Origin of the sequence: Rhodococcus koreensis (genome assembly GCF_900105905.1) — a bacterium.
Taxonomy (GTDB): domain Bacteria; phylum Actinomycetota; class Actinomycetes; order Mycobacteriales; family Mycobacteriaceae; genus Rhodococcus_F; species Rhodococcus_F koreensis.
Map to the genome: position 1 here is coordinate 3,059,628 of NZ_FNSV01000005.1, position 15,377 is coordinate 3,075,004.

Annotated in this window: 13 protein-coding genes; 2 read left to right on the top strand and 11 right to left on the bottom strand. The window is 69.0% G+C overall.

Annotated elements, in window-relative coordinates; all coding sequences use genetic code 11:
• Nucleotides 1–29 precede the first annotated feature (29 nt).
• Nucleotides 30–464, top strand: coding sequence for a PAS domain-containing protein (locus tag BLV94_RS18670; protein WP_072946891.1), 435 nt, complete (start codon nucleotides 30–32; stop codon nucleotides 462–464).
• Between the two features lie 137 nt (nucleotides 465–601).
• A complete protein-coding gene (gene ligD, locus BLV94_RS18675; RefSeq protein ID WP_072946893.1) occupies nucleotides 602–1,573 on the top strand; it encodes a non-homologous end-joining DNA ligase in 972 nt (323 codons plus the stop codon).
• 6 nt (nucleotides 1,574–1,579) lie between these two features.
• Here the strand turns inward: ligD and BLV94_RS18680 are convergent, their stop codons facing one another.
• The 11 genes from BLV94_RS18680 to BLV94_RS18730 form a co-directional block, all read right to left on the bottom strand.
• Nucleotides 1,580–3,340: an MOSC domain-containing protein gene (locus BLV94_RS18680; RefSeq protein ID WP_072946948.1), complete on the bottom strand. Its 1,761-nt coding sequence runs from the start codon at nucleotides 3,338–3,340 to the stop codon at nucleotides 1,580–1,582.
• A 480-nt stretch (nucleotides 3,341–3,820) separates the two neighbouring features.
• Nucleotides 3,821–5,038, bottom strand: coding sequence for a vWA domain-containing protein (locus BLV94_RS18685; protein WP_072946895.1), 1,218 nt, complete (start codon nucleotides 5,036–5,038; stop codon nucleotides 3,821–3,823).
• Nucleotides 5,035–5,697, bottom strand: a complete 663-nt coding sequence (locus tag BLV94_RS18690) for an SRPBCC family protein (RefSeq protein ID WP_072946898.1) — start codon at nucleotides 5,695–5,697, stop codon at nucleotides 5,035–5,037. The genes BLV94_RS18685 and BLV94_RS18690 overlap by 4 nt, the downstream gene beginning before the upstream one ends.
• 12 nt (nucleotides 5,698–5,709) lie before the next feature.
• Nucleotides 5,710–6,597 (bottom strand): AAA family ATPase, encoded by an 888-nt coding sequence (locus tag BLV94_RS18695; RefSeq protein ID WP_072946900.1) that lies wholly within the window; start codon nucleotides 6,595–6,597, stop codon nucleotides 5,710–5,712.
• On the bottom strand, nucleotides 6,594–7,487 hold the full coding sequence (locus BLV94_RS18700) for an XdhC family protein (protein ID WP_072946902.1): 894 nt from the start codon (nucleotides 7,485–7,487) through the stop codon (nucleotides 6,594–6,596). The genes BLV94_RS18695 and BLV94_RS18700 overlap by 4 nt, the downstream gene beginning before the upstream one ends.
• Nucleotides 7,488–7,516: 29 nt before the next feature.
• Nucleotides 7,517–9,916 (bottom strand): aerobic carbon-monoxide dehydrogenase large subunit, encoded by a 2,400-nt coding sequence (locus tag BLV94_RS18705; protein ID WP_072946905.1) that lies wholly within the window; start codon nucleotides 9,914–9,916, stop codon nucleotides 7,517–7,519.
• Complete coding sequence (locus BLV94_RS18710; protein WP_072946907.1) at nucleotides 9,913–10,491, bottom strand: (2Fe-2S)-binding protein; 579 nt, start codon at nucleotides 10,489–10,491, stop codon at nucleotides 9,913–9,915. Before BLV94_RS18710 ends, BLV94_RS18705 begins: the two co-directional genes overlap by 4 nt.
• A gap of 2 nt (nucleotides 10,492–10,493) precedes the next feature.
• Nucleotides 10,494–11,399 (bottom strand): FAD binding domain-containing protein, encoded by a 906-nt coding sequence (locus BLV94_RS18715; protein WP_072946909.1) that lies wholly within the window; start codon nucleotides 11,397–11,399, stop codon nucleotides 10,494–10,496.
• Nucleotides 11,400–11,474: 75 nt separating this feature from the next.
• On the bottom strand, nucleotides 11,475–12,617 hold the full coding sequence (locus tag BLV94_RS18720; protein ID WP_072946951.1) for an XdhC family protein: 1,143 nt from the start codon (nucleotides 12,615–12,617) through the stop codon (nucleotides 11,475–11,477).
• Nucleotides 12,618–12,654: 37 nt separating this feature from the next.
• Complete coding sequence (locus tag BLV94_RS18725; RefSeq protein WP_072946954.1) at nucleotides 12,655–14,466, bottom strand: DUF4873 domain-containing protein; 1,812 nt, start codon at nucleotides 14,464–14,466, stop codon at nucleotides 12,655–12,657.
• On the bottom strand, nucleotides 14,463–15,359 hold the full coding sequence (locus tag BLV94_RS18730) for an AurF N-oxygenase family protein (protein WP_072946912.1): 897 nt from the start codon (nucleotides 15,357–15,359) through the stop codon (nucleotides 14,463–14,465). The genes BLV94_RS18725 and BLV94_RS18730 overlap by 4 nt, the downstream gene beginning before the upstream one ends.
• Nucleotides 15,360–15,377: the final 18 nt, after the last annotated feature.

Here is a 15,377-nt window from a genome sequence, read left to right on the forward strand (position 1 = left end):
GCGGTCGGAATCGGTGAGAGTATAGGGCTGTGAGCGCAGAGGCAGATCATGAGGAGAGACGTCGCCCGATCCCGGACACCCCGTTGGGCTACCTCGAGCAGCTACCCGCCCTCGTCCTGCTCGAGCGCCTCCCGGTTCCCGTCCTGGCGGTCGAGGACGACGGCACGGTCGTCCACGCGAACAGTGCGTTCGAGAGGATGCTGGGGCACCCCGTCGCGTCACTGCGCGGGCGTCCGGTGTCCGAACTCCTCGACCTGGACGAGACGTCGACGGGCGCCGCGGCGGTCGAACACCTCCGTGAGTCGGCGACCACCCCCGTCGACCTCGCACATCAGGACGGATCCCGGGTCCGCGCACTCGTCAGCAGGCCCATCCTCCGCCGGCAGGACGACCCGGTGACCCTCGTCTGCTTCCACGACGTCACCGAACAACTGTGGAACGGCGGCAGGGCCCCGGGGTTCTGACCTCGCCACAGTTGCACAGGCATGTGCCGGAATCCCGCGCAATTGCGCCCGCATCCGGCAAATCGCTGTGCACACACCGCGACGAGGATGGCCGCGAAACCACCCGGGCCCGATCTGCCGCGGGTTAGGTTTGCTCCATGGCGACCGGTAAGGACAAGTCACCCGCTGTCGAACTGGAGGTCGGCGACCGGACCGTGCGGATCTCGCACCCGGAGCGCGTCTACTTCCCCGCCACCGGCGCCACGAAACTGGACCTCGCGAACTACTACCTGAGCGTCGGCGACGGGATCGTGCGCGCACTGCGCGAACGCCCGTGCATGATGCACCGCTTCCCGGACGGTCTGAGCGGCGAGAAGGTGCACCAGAAGCGGTTGCCGCACGGTGCGCCGGACTGGGTGCAGACGGTCCGCGTGACGTTTCCGCGGTACAACCGCCACGCCGACGAACTGTGCGTCACGCACCCGGCGGACGTGATCTGGGCGGTGCAGATGTCCACGGTCGAGTTCCATCCGTGGAACTCGCGCCGCGCGGACGTCGAACGACCCGACGAGTGGCGGATCGACCTCGATCCGATGCCCGACTGTGGGTTCGACACGGTGCGGCGCGTCGCCGGGGTGGTGCACGAGGTGCTCGACGAATTGGGTGCGACGGGGTGGCCGAAGACGTCCGGCGGCAGCGGCATGCACGTCTACGTCCGGATCCGCCCCGACTGGGGATTCGGCGACGTCCGTCGGGCCGCGCTGGCCTTCGCCCGCGAGGTGGAGCGCAGAGCACCGAAGGACGTGACCACCACCTGGTGGCGGAAGGACCGGGACCCGCGCAAGTTGTTCGTCGACTACAACCAGAACGCCCGCGACCACACCATCGCCAGTGCGTATTCGGTGCGGGGTGTGCCCGACGCGACGGTGTCCACCCCGGTGACGTGGGACGAGATCGACGACGTGGACCCGCACGAGTTCACGATCGCCACCGTCCCCGAGCGGTTCGCGACACTCGGTGATCTGCACGCGGGAATCGACGACGCCGTGTTCACACTCGAACCGCTGCTGGAGTGGGCGGACCGCGACGAGGCCGAGGGCGAGTCGGATCCCGGTGGCGCGGAAGACTAGTCGGCGCTACAGGTCCAGCACCACGTCGTCCGCCGGTGTGGTGCAGCAGATGAGCGTGTTCCCGTCCGCCGGCGGTTCGATCGGTTCCGGGTCGTAGTCGACGGACCCGGACAGCAGCACCGTTTCACAGGTGTGACAGACGCCGGTGCGACAGGACCAGCGTATCGGCACGTCACACGCCTCGGCGAAGTCGAGGAGGGTTCCCCGCCCGGCGTCCCACGGCACGGTGAGCCCGCTGCGCGCGAACGAGATGGAGGGGCCTGCACCCGGCGGCCCGGGCGGCGGATGAGGCGCCCGCGACGAACCCTGAACCACACCGGGATTGAGAGCCCCCTCGGCACCGAACGTTTCGATGTGAATCCGCGCGGGGTCGAGTCCGTCGGCGGCGAGCGCGGACCCGAGATCGGCCATGAACGATGCGGGCCCGCACAGATAGGCATCCGCGTCCGCGGGCAGACCGAGACTCGCAATCAGCTCCCCCGTGAGCCGGCCTGCCGTGGTGTAGTCGGCGCCCCTGCTGTCGGTTTCGGCAGGCCTGCTGTAGGCGATGTGCGAACGACTGCCCGGCAACCGGTCCAGGAGATCGCGGCACTCCTCGGCGAAGGGATGCTCGGATCCGTCACGGGCACCGTGGACCCACCACACCTGCCGCGACGAACCCGCTTCCACGAGTGCGTACAACATCGACAGCAGAGGTGTGACCCCCACGCCCGCGGACACCAGCACCACCGGCCTCGCCTCGCCGTCCAGGAAGAACGTCCCCCGCGGGGCCGCCACCTCGAGGGTGTCACCGAGGCGCACACGCGAATGGACGTATCTGCCTGCGACGCCGTGCGGTTCCCGTTTCACACTGATCCGGTAGTCGGCGGCGCCGGGGCGATTGGACAGCGAATAGCTGCGGATCACCGGGCCCTGCACGTCGTCGGGGTGCAGGCGCAGTGTGATCGACTGCCCCGCCTGCCAGGACGGCAACGCCGAACCGTCGGGTGCGGCCAACGACAACGACAGGACGCGGCGGCTCTCCTCGTGAATCCCGGTCACCGTGAGCGAGCGGAAGCCGGGCCACGCCGGCGGCGGGCTACCTGCGGTCTTCGTCAGCCCGACGTTTCCGCCGGCACCCGAATCGGCTCGGTCCAGAATGCTCTGCAGCGACTCCTTCCACCCGGGGCTCAGCGCCGGGATCCGCAAGGCCCGTTCGAGTGCGTCGCGGGGGTGGCCGGGCAGGTACAGGAGCGCGTCGATCTCCGCGACGGGCACCGCTTCCGGGCCCGCGGCGACCTTCACGATGTCCTGCCCGGCCTCGACCTCTCCTTCCTCGATCACCCGGAGGTAGAAGCCGGGCCTGCGGTGGGACACGAGCAACGCCGCCATCTGCGGTTCGTTCATGCGCATACCCACCCGGTAGCACGTCACGCGGGGCTGGGTGACCTCGAAGACCGCGGTTCCGATCCGGTAGCGATCACCGATGCAGACCTCGTCGTCGGGCAGACCGTCGACGGTGAAGTTCTCGCCGAAATGCCCGGGTTCGAGATCGTCACGGCGGAGGTATTCACGCCAGTGACGGTAGGACTCGGTCTGATAGACGAGCACGGCGCGGACCTCACCACCGTGTCCCCCGAGGTCGCCCTGGCCGTCACCGTCGATGTTGAGTGTCCGGACCATCCGTGGGCCGTGCACGGGGCGCTTCCACACGCCGGTGTGGACCGTCCGTCCCCGCCAGGACACGTCCCGGGGCATCCCGACATTCAGTGAACTGAGCGTAGCCACGGCATTCGCCTCTTCTGGTCGGTACGACACGCGATCGGCCCCCGATCGATCATCTGTCATCCCATCCCGCGGATCAACGACTCGACGTGCGACCGCAACGCGACACGCGCCCCGACCGTGCGGCCGGGGCGCGTGTCTCGCATGCCGAACTCTTCCCTACCGGGGCGGCGGGGGCGGTGGCGGCGGAGGCGGTGGGGGGTTGGGATTGCAGAGTTGGCAGCCGTCGACCGGAGGTTTGGGAACGGGTGCGTGACAATCGTTCTGACAGGGTCTGGCGTCGGCGAACTCGGCGGTTCCCACCAACGAGATCGACAGGGCCGCGAGGATCGCCCCGATGGCCGCCACGATCCTGGCGGAAGTTCTGGTAGTCGACATTGTTCCTCCTGTGAGCTGAAGCGCGGTGTGCAGCACCGTCGTTCGAGCATCCGGGAAGGACGCCACGACTGCCAGGCACCCTGGGGGTGGAGTCGGGCCACCCGCTCAGCCGAGGCGGCCGATCACGTCCAGCACGTCGCGCAGCGCGGACAGCGAATGCGCGGGGAGGAAGGCGTCGCAGAACGGCAGCGCGGCTGCCATCGAACCGGCGAGCGGCCGGAAGCCGGGGTCACCGGCGCGGGGGTTGAGCCACACCAGGCGATGGGCGCGACGACGCACCCGGGTGAGGGCGTGTGCCAGACGCTCCGGGTCGTCGCTGTCCCAGCCGTCGGACGCGATGACGACGAGTGCGCCGCGCAGCGCGTTGCCGTGCGGGGACGCGAGCAGTTCACTCACGCTGCCCGCGATGTGGGTGCCCCCGAATCTGTCGACCACCTTCTCGTTCGCCCTGCGGACCGCGGTCTCGGCGCTGCGGTGGGCGAGCACGGGGGTCAGCCTCGTCAGCGACGTGGAGAACGCGAACACCTCCGGCCTGCCCGCGGTCTGCCGTTGCACCGCCGCCCGCATCAGATGGAGGTAGATCGCGGCGTACGGCTGCATCGACCGGCTCACGTCGCACAGCATGACGATGCGGCGCGGACGGTTCCGGGCGCGGCTCCGCGCGAGCACCACCGGCTCCCAGCCCGTCGCCCTCGACCGGTTCATGGTGGCCCGCAGGTCGATACGCCTGCCGCGGCGATGCACTTCGCGACGCCGGGTGCGGCGGGACGGCCACGCCGCGGTGGCCTGTTCCAGCCAGGCTCCGAGGAGCCGGAGGTCGCGGGCGTCGAATCGGGCGAAGGGTTCGTCGGCGCGGGCCACGAGCCTGCTGGGCAGGGTATCCGGCACCGCGGTGAGCGCGTCGTGAAGGCCGTCCTCGGCGTTGTCGACGCCGCCGGTCATCAGCGGTCGGGTCATCCACGGCACGCCCTCGACGTCCTGCGCGTCGCCGGGCCGGTCGCGGCCGTCGCGGACGGCGGCGAGGGCCGACTCCTGCCCGGCGGCGGTGCGCCGCGCATGCGGGTCCACCGACAGCAGCGCGTCCTCGAAGACCGCGGCGAACACCGCGTCGAACGACGCGAGGTCGTCGACGCGGTTGACGAGCGTCAGACGCGCCGACCAGTACAGCCGCGAACGCGAACCCGGAGGCGACAGGTGCAGCGCCTGCACGAACACCGCGGGGCCGCTCGCCGAGACGACGACTCCGCGGCCCCGCAACCGGGCGACGAGTGCCACGGCGAACGCGGCGAGATCGACACCCCGCAGGATGCCCGACGCGGTCATCGCCTGCGGCGGCCCACCACGAGGACGACCACGATTCCCGCGAGGACGGCAGCGAGGATCGGGGCGTACCGCTTCCACGCACCCGCACCGGACAGCGCCAGCAGGTCCAGCGGCGCCGGTTCGGCGGCGGGCCGTGCCACGGACAGCGTCGTGGTGCCGGCGGCGTCGGTGGCGGTACCCACTGATTCGGGTTCGGCCGCGGGCTGGTCGGCAGGCCCTCCGGAGAGTTTCGCTTCCAGCGATTCCGCGAACTGCCCCATGAGTTTCTCCGACACCTGCTGGATCATTCCGCTGCCGAACTGCGCCAGTTTGCCGACGATCTTCATGTCGGTGTCCACGGTGACGCGGGTGCCGTCGCCCGCCTCGTGCAACTGGGCGGTGATCGTCGCCGACGCGTTGCCGGAACCACGCGAGTCCCGGCCGCGGGCGTCGATCACGGCGCGGTGCTCCTGCGCGTCGCGTTCGACGAACGTGGCCTTGCCCTTGAACTCACTCGTCACCGGGCCGACCTTGACCTTCACCTTCCCCAGGTAGTCGTCGCCCTCCCGCCCGGTCATCTGCGCGCCGGGCAGCAGGGGGGCAACCTCCTCGAGGTCGCTGAGCACCTCCCACGCCTGCTCGATCGGGGCGCTGACGGTGAACTCGTTGGCGATCTTCATGGCGAAACCCTCTCATCCGGTGGCCAGGCCGCGCGCGTAGTCGACGAATGCGTCCTGAACCATTGTGCGATCGTCCGGGGTCTTCGCGAGCGCACTCAGGCTCGAGATCGCGTCTTCGCGCACCAGATCGGCCACACCCAGCGCCGCGAGCGCGGACACCCAGTCGATCGTCTCCGCGATTCCGGGGGGCTTGTCGAGATCGAGGTCGCGGGCACGGCCGACGAATCGGGTGGCGTGCTCGATGAGGAGTTCGGACGCCACGGACACCGTGCGGCGCACGATCGCGGCCGCCCGCGCCGGCTCCGGATAGTCGATCCAGTGGTACAGGCACCGCCTGCGCAGCGCGTCGTGGAGGTCGCGGCTGCGGTTGGACGTCAGCACGACGACGGGATGATGTTCGGCCGTGAACGTTCCCAGTTCCGGAACGGTCACCGACGCCTCCCCCAGGAATTCGAGGAGCAGGGCCTCGAACTCGTCGTCGGCCCGGTCGATCTCGTCGATCAGCAGCACGGGCGGGGTCGGTCCCCGATATCTCACACAGTGCAGGATCGGACGTTCCAGCAGGAACTCCTCGGTGAACAGGTCGTCCTCGGTCAGGCCGTCGCCCCGCGATTCGGCCAGCCGGATGGTGAGCAGCTGCCGCTGATAGTTCCAGTCGTAGAGCGCCTCGTTCGCGGTGAGGCCTTCGTAGCACTGCAACCGGATCAGGGGCGCACCGAGAACGGTCGCCAGAGCCTTCGCCGCGGTGGTCTTGCCGACTCCGGGTTCGCCTTCGAGCAGCAGCGGACGGCGCAGGACCGCCCCGAGGTACAGCGCCGACGCGGTTCCGAGGTCCAGGAGATAGTCCTCGGCGTCGAACCGCCGGACCACGTCCGCCACATCCTCGAACCCCTCCGTCATACCGCTCCCGTCTCCTGCGCGAACGACGCCCGGCACCCCGGCCCGCAGAACCAGAAGTCGTGGCCGTCGCGCCGAAGATGGACGGTGTCCGGTCCCAACACGACGCGCATCCCGCACACCGGATCGACCGCTTCCGCCACCGCCGCCCGCGAGGCCGAACCGTCCTCCGGCGCCCGCAGTCCCGCTCTCCGCAGCTGCTGCACCAACTCGGCCGCGATCGACACGGCGATCTCCGCCGACGTCCGCGCCCCGATGTCGAGGCCGACCGGGGTGTGCACCCGCGCCCGCTCGGACTCGGTGAGGCCCAGGGTATCGAGGATGGCTCCCCCGCGGGTCCGGCTGGCGACGAGCCCGACGTACCCGACGCCGGCGTCGAGCGCCGCACGGATGACCTCGGCTTCGGGCCCACCGTGACCGGCGAGCACCACGGCCGTCGTGCCGGAGAACTGCTCGATCCCGGCGTCGTCGTGCTCGACGGTGAATCCCAGCAGCTCCGCTATACCCGCCAGACACTGCGCGATCGGCGTGGTGCCGAAGATCCGCACCAACGGCGGTGGCAGTTGCGGCTCCAGGAAGATCTCCATGGCGCCGCCGGACAGGCACGGATTCACCACGACGGACGCGCCCGGCATCTCGGGGAACTGCACGGCCCCGTCGGGGAGGACCCGCAACAGCACGCTCTCGTTGGTCGCCAGCGCGCCCAGGGCGGCCGTGCGCACCGAATTCTGCGCGCACTGCCCGCCGACGAAACCCTCGATCGTCCCGTCCTGCAGGAGGATCGCCTCGTCCCCGGTGTGACTCGACGTCGGCGGTTGTGCCCGCACCACCGTCGCGTGGACGAACGGCCTGCGGTCGCGCACCAGTTGCGCCGCACGCTCTTTCAGATCCATCGAGCCTCCTCGCAGCCGACGGGCGACACTCAGATCGGGGGTGTCGCGCGGCCCTGCATGGCCTCCCACACCCGGGACGGGGTGAGCGGCATGTCGGCGTGCCGGACACCGAACGGGGCGAGCGCATCCACGACCGCATTCACCACGGCCGCCGGCGATCCGACCGTCGCGGACTCGCCGATACCCTTCGCGCCGATCGGGTGATGCGGCGACGGGGTGACCGTGAAGCCGGTCTCGAGCTTGGGGACCTCGAGCGCGGTGGGGATCAGATAGTCCATCAGTGATCCGGCGAGGCAGTTACCGTCCTCGTCGAACTCGATGATCTCCATGAGCGCCATACCGATGCCGTCGACGATGCCGCCGTGGACCTGCCCCTCGATGATCATCGGATTGATGCGCGTGCCGCAGTCGTCGACGGCGAGGAACCGCCGCACCTTCACCACCGCGGTGCCGGGATCGACGTCGACGACGCAGAAGTACGCGCCGTACGGGTACGTCAGATTCTCGGGGTTGTAACAGATCTGCGCGTCGAGTCCGCCCTCGATGCCCTCCGGCAGGTCGCCGGCGCCGTGTGCCCGCATCGCGATGTCCTGGATGGTCACCTTCGCCGACGGGTCACCCTTCACATGGAATTCGCCCTTCTCCCATTCCAGATCCGCGACCGAGGCCTCGAGCATTCCCGAGGCGATGATCTTCGCCTTGTCCCGCACCTTCCGGGCCACCAGCGCCGCGGCTGCTCCCGACACCGGTGTCGACCGGCTGCCGTACGTGCCGAGCCCGAACGGCGTGTTGTCGGTGTCGCCGTGCACGACGTCGATGTCGTCCGGTGGGATCCCCAGTTCCTCCGCCACGATCTGCGCGAACGTCGTCTCGTGCCCCTGCCCCTGGGTCTGCACCGACAACCGGAGGACGGCCTTGCCCGTCGGGTGCACGCGCAGTTCGCAGCCGTCGGCCATGCCCAGGCCGAGGATGTCCATGTCCTTCCGGGGCCCGGCACCGACAGCCTCGGTGAAGAACGCCATGCCGATTCCCATCAGCTCCCCGCGTTCGCGGCGTTCCTTCTGCTCCTCGCGCAGGTGGTCGTAGCCGATCATGTCCATGGCCTTGCGCATGGTGGTCTCGTAGTCACCCGAGTCGTACACCCACCCGGTCTTGCTGGTGTACGGGAACTGTTCCGGCCTCAGCAGATTCTTCAGCCGCAGTTCCGCCGGATCCATCTTCAGATCAAACGCCAGGCAGTCGACGAGCCGCTCGACCAGATACACGGCCTCGGTGATACGGAACGAGCACGCGTACGCCACCCCGCCGGGCGCCTTGTTCGTATAGACCGCCGTCATCGCGCAGTGCGCGGCCTCGATGTCGTAGCTGCCGGTGAAGACGCCGAAGAAACCGGCCGGGTATTTGATGGGCGCCGCAGTGCCGTTGAACGCCCCGTGATCGGCCAGCACCTTCGTGCGGATCGCGAGCATCTTGCCCTCCGCAGTGGCCGCGATCTCGCCGACCATGATGTAGTCGCGGGCGAAGCCCGTGCTCATCAGGTTCTCGCTCCGATCCTCCATCCACTTCACCGGTTTACCCGTCACGAGCGACGCCACGATGGCACACACGTATCCCGGGTAGATCGGGACCTTGTTGCCGAATCCCCCGCCGATGTCCGGGGACACCACCCGGATCTTGTGCTCCGGGATCCCCGAGACCAGGGCGTAGACCGTCCGGTGCGCGTGCGGTGCCTGGGACGTGGAGTACAGGGTGAGCTTGCCGGACACCCGGTCGACGTCGGCGATCGCACCGCACGTCTCCATCGGCGCCGGATGCACCCTGGGGTAGACAATCTCCTGCTTCACCACCACGTCGGCCTTCGCGAACACGGCCTCGGTCGCGGCGGCATCGCCTGTCTCCCAGTCGAAACAGTGATTGTCCGTCTTGCCGTCGAGGTCGTCGCGGATCACCGGCGCATCGGGCGAGAGCGCGGCGCGCGCGTCGACGACGGGATCGAGCATGTCGTATTCGACGTCGATCAGTTCCAGCGCGTCACGGGCCGAATAGCGGTCCTCGGCGATGACGAACGCGACCTCCTGGCCCTGGAAGCGCACCTTGTCGGTGGCCAGCACGGCCTGCACGTCGTTGGACAGCGTCGGCATCCACGCGAGGTTCTTCGCGGCGAGGTCGGCCCCCGTCACCACCGCCGTCACCTTCGGATGTTCCTGCGCCGCAGTGGTATCGATGCTCACGATCCGCGCGTGCGCGACCGGCGACCGCAGGATCGCCAGGTGCAGCATGCCGGGGAGGGTGATGTCGTCGACGTAATTTCCGAGCCCCCGGATGAAGCGGGGGTCCTCCTTGCGGAGCATGCGACCGTGGCCGCACGGTTTCTTGTCGTTGTCCACGACGGCGTCGCCCGAGGGCGGACGCGATTCGACGGTGGTCATGACGCACTTCCCACGTGCTCTTCGACTGTCTTCGGCGTGCCCTCGGCGCCGCGCGTCGTGTCCTCCTGGACGTCCGCGTCGAAGTCGCCGGCCGGTTCGGGCTCGGCGGCCTCACCGGCCCGGTGGTCCGCCGCCCACTGGATCGAGCGCACGATCGTGGTGTACCCGGTGCAGCGGCAGATCTGCCCGGAAATCGCTTCCCGGATGGTGGCCTCGTCCGGGCTCTCCTCGCGGTCGAGCAAGGCCCGCGCCGTCATCATCATGCCGGGCGTGCAGAACCCGCACTGCAGTCCGTGACACTGCATGAAGCCCTGCTGGACGGGATCGAGTTCGCCGTCGTGCTCGAGGCCCTCGACCGTGCGGACGTCGTGCCCGCCGGCCATCGCGGCGAGCATCGTGCACGACTTCACCGGCTCGCCGTCGACGGTGACGACGCACGTGCCGCAGTTGCTGGTGTCGCAGCCCCAGTGGGTCCCGGTCAGGCCCAGTTGGTCGCGGAGGAAGTGGACGAGCAGCATGCGCGGTTCCACCTCGGCGGTCACTGCTTCACCGTTGACGGTCATGTTCACCTGCATGGCTATGCCTCTTCTCCGGTCGGCTCGTGCTCCACGTCGCTGCGGAGCACCCGGTCGACCGCTGTACGGAGTGTGCGGATCGTGAGTTCGGATGCGAGATGACGTTTGTAGTCGACGGTGCCGCGGGCGTCGCCGACCGGCGAGCAGACCTGCGCGGCCATCCGCCCGGCCTGGGCGAACGCCTCCTCGGACGGGGGGCGTCCGGTCAGGTAGTCGGCGATGTCCGCGAGCCCGGAGGGGTCGGGGTCGACCGCGGTCAGGCCGACGGCGGCCCGCGCGATCTCGCCGCCCTCCACGGTGACGGCCGCTCCTGCCGCGGTGACCGCCCAATCGCCGGTTCGCCGTTCGACCTTGGCGTAGGCGCTGGAGCTGTGGCCGTGGACGGGTATCACGATCTCGATGAGCATCTCGTTGTGCGCGAGCGCCGTCTCGTACGGTCCGACCATGAACTCGGACATGGGGATCTCGCGGCGTCCGCCGGGTCCCTGCACCACGCACGTGGCGCCGAGGACACCGCAGACCGTCGTGAGGTCCTCGGCCGGGTCCGCCTGGCACAGCGATCCGCCGATGGTTCCGCGGTTGCGGACCACCGGGTCTGCGATCACCTTCTCCGCGTCGCGGAAGAGGGGAAACGCCGCCGCGAGTTCGTCCGATTCGAGAAGCCGGCGATGCCGGGTCATCGAACCGATCCGCAGCCTCGACCGCTCGGTCGTGATGTATCCGAGTTCGCCCTCGAGGTCGTTGATGTCGATGAGGTGCTCGGGATTGGCGAGACGAAGTTTCATCATGGGGAGCAGGCTGTGGCCGCCTGCAACGAGGCGGGCTTCGTCGCCCAGCCGGTCGAGCAGGGCGATCGCGTCGTCGACGCCCGTTGCACGCTCGTATTCGAAGGATCCTGGTACTTGCATTGTGACCTACCTCACAAATGTGGATCCTTTCAGCCTCCGCAAGAACCGGTGGTCCGTCAACCCCGGTGAACCGCCCTATTCGACGAGGGAATCCACCGGTTCCTCGTGGTGGATGCGGCCGCTCGACTCCGCCAGCGGGCGCCCCGTGCCACCCCACCGGCAGGCGATGATCTCGGCGGCGATGGACACCGCCGTCTCCTCCGGGGTGCGGGCGCCGATGTCCAGGCCGATGGGGCTCGACAGCCGGTCGAGTTCGGCGTCGGTCAGACCCGCCTCGCGGAGGCGTTCGCGCCGGTCCAGGTCGGTTCTGCGTGATCCCATGGCACCGATGAACGCGACGTCCGGGAGGCGCAGCGCCGCCTCGAGGAGAGGGACGTCGAACTTCGGGTCGTGGGTGAGTACGCAGATCACGGTCCGGCCGTCGATGGCACCGGCCTCGGCCTGGCCGGCCAGGTACCGGTGCGGCCAGTCCACCACCACCTCGTCCGCGGTCGGGAACCGCGCGTGCGTCGCGAACACCGGCCGGGCGTCGCAGACCGTCACCCGGTACCCCATGAAGGCGCCCTGCCTCGCCACCGCGGCGGCGAAGTCGATGGCCCCGAACACGAGCATGCGCGGCCGCGGCGCATAGCTGGCGACGAACACCTCCATTCCCTCGCCACGACGCTGACCGTCGGTGCCGTACGTCAGCACCGTGCTGCCGCCGGCCGCGAGGAGACCCCGGGCGTCGTCGGTGACAGCGGAATCGGCGCGGTCCGAACCGAGGGCACCGCTCACGTCCTCGGGCCGGACGATCAGCCGGCGACCCACCCGGGTGGCATCGGGATGCGCCACGACGGTGGCGACCGCGACCGGCCGGTGGTTCTCGATGTCCCGGACGATCTCCCCGAGTTCCGGAAAATTGTCCCGCGAGACGGGCTCGACGAAGATGTCGATGATTCCACCGCAGGTGAGACCCACCTCGAACGCGTTCTCGTCGCTGATCCCGTACCGCTGCAGCACCGGCGTCCCCGTCGCCGCGACCTCGGTCGCGAGTTCGTAGACCGCCCCCTCGACGCATCCGCCCGACACCGAACCGGACGCGCTGCCGTCGGGTGCCACGACCATGGACGCCCCCGCCGGCCGCGGTGCGGAGCGGAACGTGCGGACCACCGTTCCGACGCCCGCCGTTCCGCCCGCCGTCCACACCGCCATCAGGTCTGCCAGCACGTCGCGCATCAGCACCCTTCCCGCTCGAGTCCGATTCGCTTCCAGACTATTCCGCCGACGCGAGTTTGGCCGCGGAGACGGGAACCTCGACGTCGACCGGTGCCAGCGGAAACGGCGGCGTCCCGACTCCGGCGATCCGGAAGTGGCCCCACGGGTCGCGCTCGGCGAGGGCGGCAGGTGCCTCGCGACCGTCGCCGATGGTGAGGAACAGCGGGGTGCGGTTGCGCTGCTTCGCCGCGTCGACGCCGTCGCCGACGACGCGGCCGTACCAGTGGTACAGACCGTCCAGCGGTTCGAGGTGACCGTTCAGGAAGACCTCGACGGCCACGGTCAGGTCGCCGGACGTGAGCACCCCCGGCCCCCGGTACTCGGTGTCGTCCTCGCGTTCGGTGAGTGAACTCAGCTCGAAGTGCCGGTCGTCGGGGGTACGCAGGCGCCGCCAGTACGATGCGCTCGAACCCGGCCACGCCGCCCGGTTGCGGCCGGCGGAATCGAGGTACCAGCTGTCGCAACCACCCGAATTCCACACCGAGCCCTCGAGTTTGCGGTGGATCACCCGGTTGAATTCACGCTGCGCGCCTGCCCGCACCTCGATCCGCGTTGCGTCCCGTTTCTGCATCAGCGCCAGGCAGCGGGTGATGTAGTGCGCCTGGGCCTCGATGACGAAGACGATCGACTGATTGCCGCCTCCGGAGTTCGGCCCCATCATGAGGAAGAAGTTCGGGAACCCCGTCACCGCGACACCGAGGTACGCCTCCATGCCGTCGCGCCAGGCCCGCTGGATCGTGAGCCCGCGACGACCCACGATGTGCTCGTTCTCGAATCGGTCGCCGACCGCGAATCCCGTGCCGTAGACGATGACGTCCGCGTCGTGCATGCGCCCGTCCTCGGTGCGGATCCCGCGCTCGGTGACCTCCGAGATGCCCGACGTGACGAGGTCGACGTTCTCCCGTTGCAGGGCCGGGTAGAAGTTGCTGGACACCAGGATTCGCTTGCATCCGATCGTGTAACCGGGGGTCAGGGCGGCACGCAGGGCGGGGTCGTGCACCTGCCTCCGCAACAGTCCCCGGGCGGCCGATTCCAGCACCGTCATCAGTCGTGGGTGCAGGAACCCGGCGATCAGCGATTCGTGGCTCCAGTAGATCGCGCGGCGGTAGGCCTTCTGCGCGCCGGGCACAGTCTTGAACACCGCCTTCTCGCCTGCGGTGATCGGGCGGTCCAGCTTCGGCAGGATCCAGTGCGGTGTCCGCTGGAAGACGTCGACGTGTGCGGCCGTCTTCGCGACCTCGGGCACGAACTGCACGGCACTGGCTCCCGTGCCGACGACCGCGACCCGCTTACCCGTCAGGTCGACCGAGTGATCCCATTCGGCGGAGTGGAATGCTTTTCCCCGAAACGACTCTCGTCCGGCGAACGCGGGAACGCTGGGTTTGTGCAGCGGCCCCGGGCCCGCGACGACGATCCGCGCGTGGAACACGGAACCCGAGCGGGTCTCGACCCGCCACCGGTCCGTGGTCTCGTCGAAGTCGTAGGCGATCACCTCGGCACCGAACCGAAGGTGGGGCGCCAGGTCGTAGTCGCGGACCACGCGCTCGATGTAGTCGAGAATCTCGGGCTGCCGCGCGTACATCCGGGTCCATTTCCGGTTGGGCGCGAAGGAGAACGAGTACATCAGCGACATCACGTCACAGCCGCACCCCGGATACGTGTTCTCCCGCCACGTTCCGCCCACGCGATCGGCCTTCTCGAGGACGACGAAGTTTTCCTGCCCCGCCTCCTTCAGCTTGATCGCCATGCACAATCCGGCGAATCCGGTACCGACGACGAGGACGTCCGGCTCGGCGAATTTGTCGGTCACAGGAATCCCCCGCGCCGCCACAGCGCGCGGGAGGTCGCTCGCATGAGGCCGTTCTCCTCGAGGAACGCTGCCAGCGATTCGAACCCGCGGCGTTGATTCTCGCGAAAGTTCGGATTTGCCAGCGCCTGTCGGCGCGCCTCCTTCGGATCGAGTCCGGCCCGCTCGTACATGACCGGGTTGGTGAACAGCCGCTGGAACAGCGGGCCGCCGATCCCCTGCAGCGTGCCGACCCACATCCGGTCGATCCGGTGGCCTTCCGCGACACGGCGACGCACCCCCTCGCGCGCGAAGCGGATGTGCCGGGACTCCTCGGTGACGTGGATCCGCATCAGCCGGGAGATCATCGGCTGCAATTGCGGGTCTTCGAGGACGCGCCGCTGCGTGGCGTCGAAGATCTCCTCGCCGATCAGCGCGGCCACCCAGAGCATGGTTCCGCGAAATGTCCTGGGCAGCACGTTGACCACGACGGCCTGGTACCACCGGAGCTGGAAGGGCTTGGCGCCCATCTGCTCGATGGCGCGGCCGAACATCGTCATGTGCCTGCACTCGTCGCCCATCTCGGTGAGCATGTACCGGGTGTGCAGCGAACTCGGATCGTTGTGCAGCAGCGCGCGCAGCAGGGCCTGGTTGAGGATGTTCTCGAACCAGATTCCGACGCTGAGGATGTTCGCCGATTCCTGCCGGGACAGTTCGATGCGCTGCGCCTCGCTCATCGCGTCCCACATCTCCGTTCCCCACAGGGACAGGACCTGCGGCGGCAGGAAGTACTTGCCGTCCTCGAGCGGCGCGTCCCAGTCGATGTCGACGACGGGAGCGTACGAGCGTTTGACGGAACCCGCGAGGAGTCTGCCGGCGACTTCCTCCCGGTCGATCGTGTGTGAACGCTGAGACATCGCTGATCCCTTCGTCGA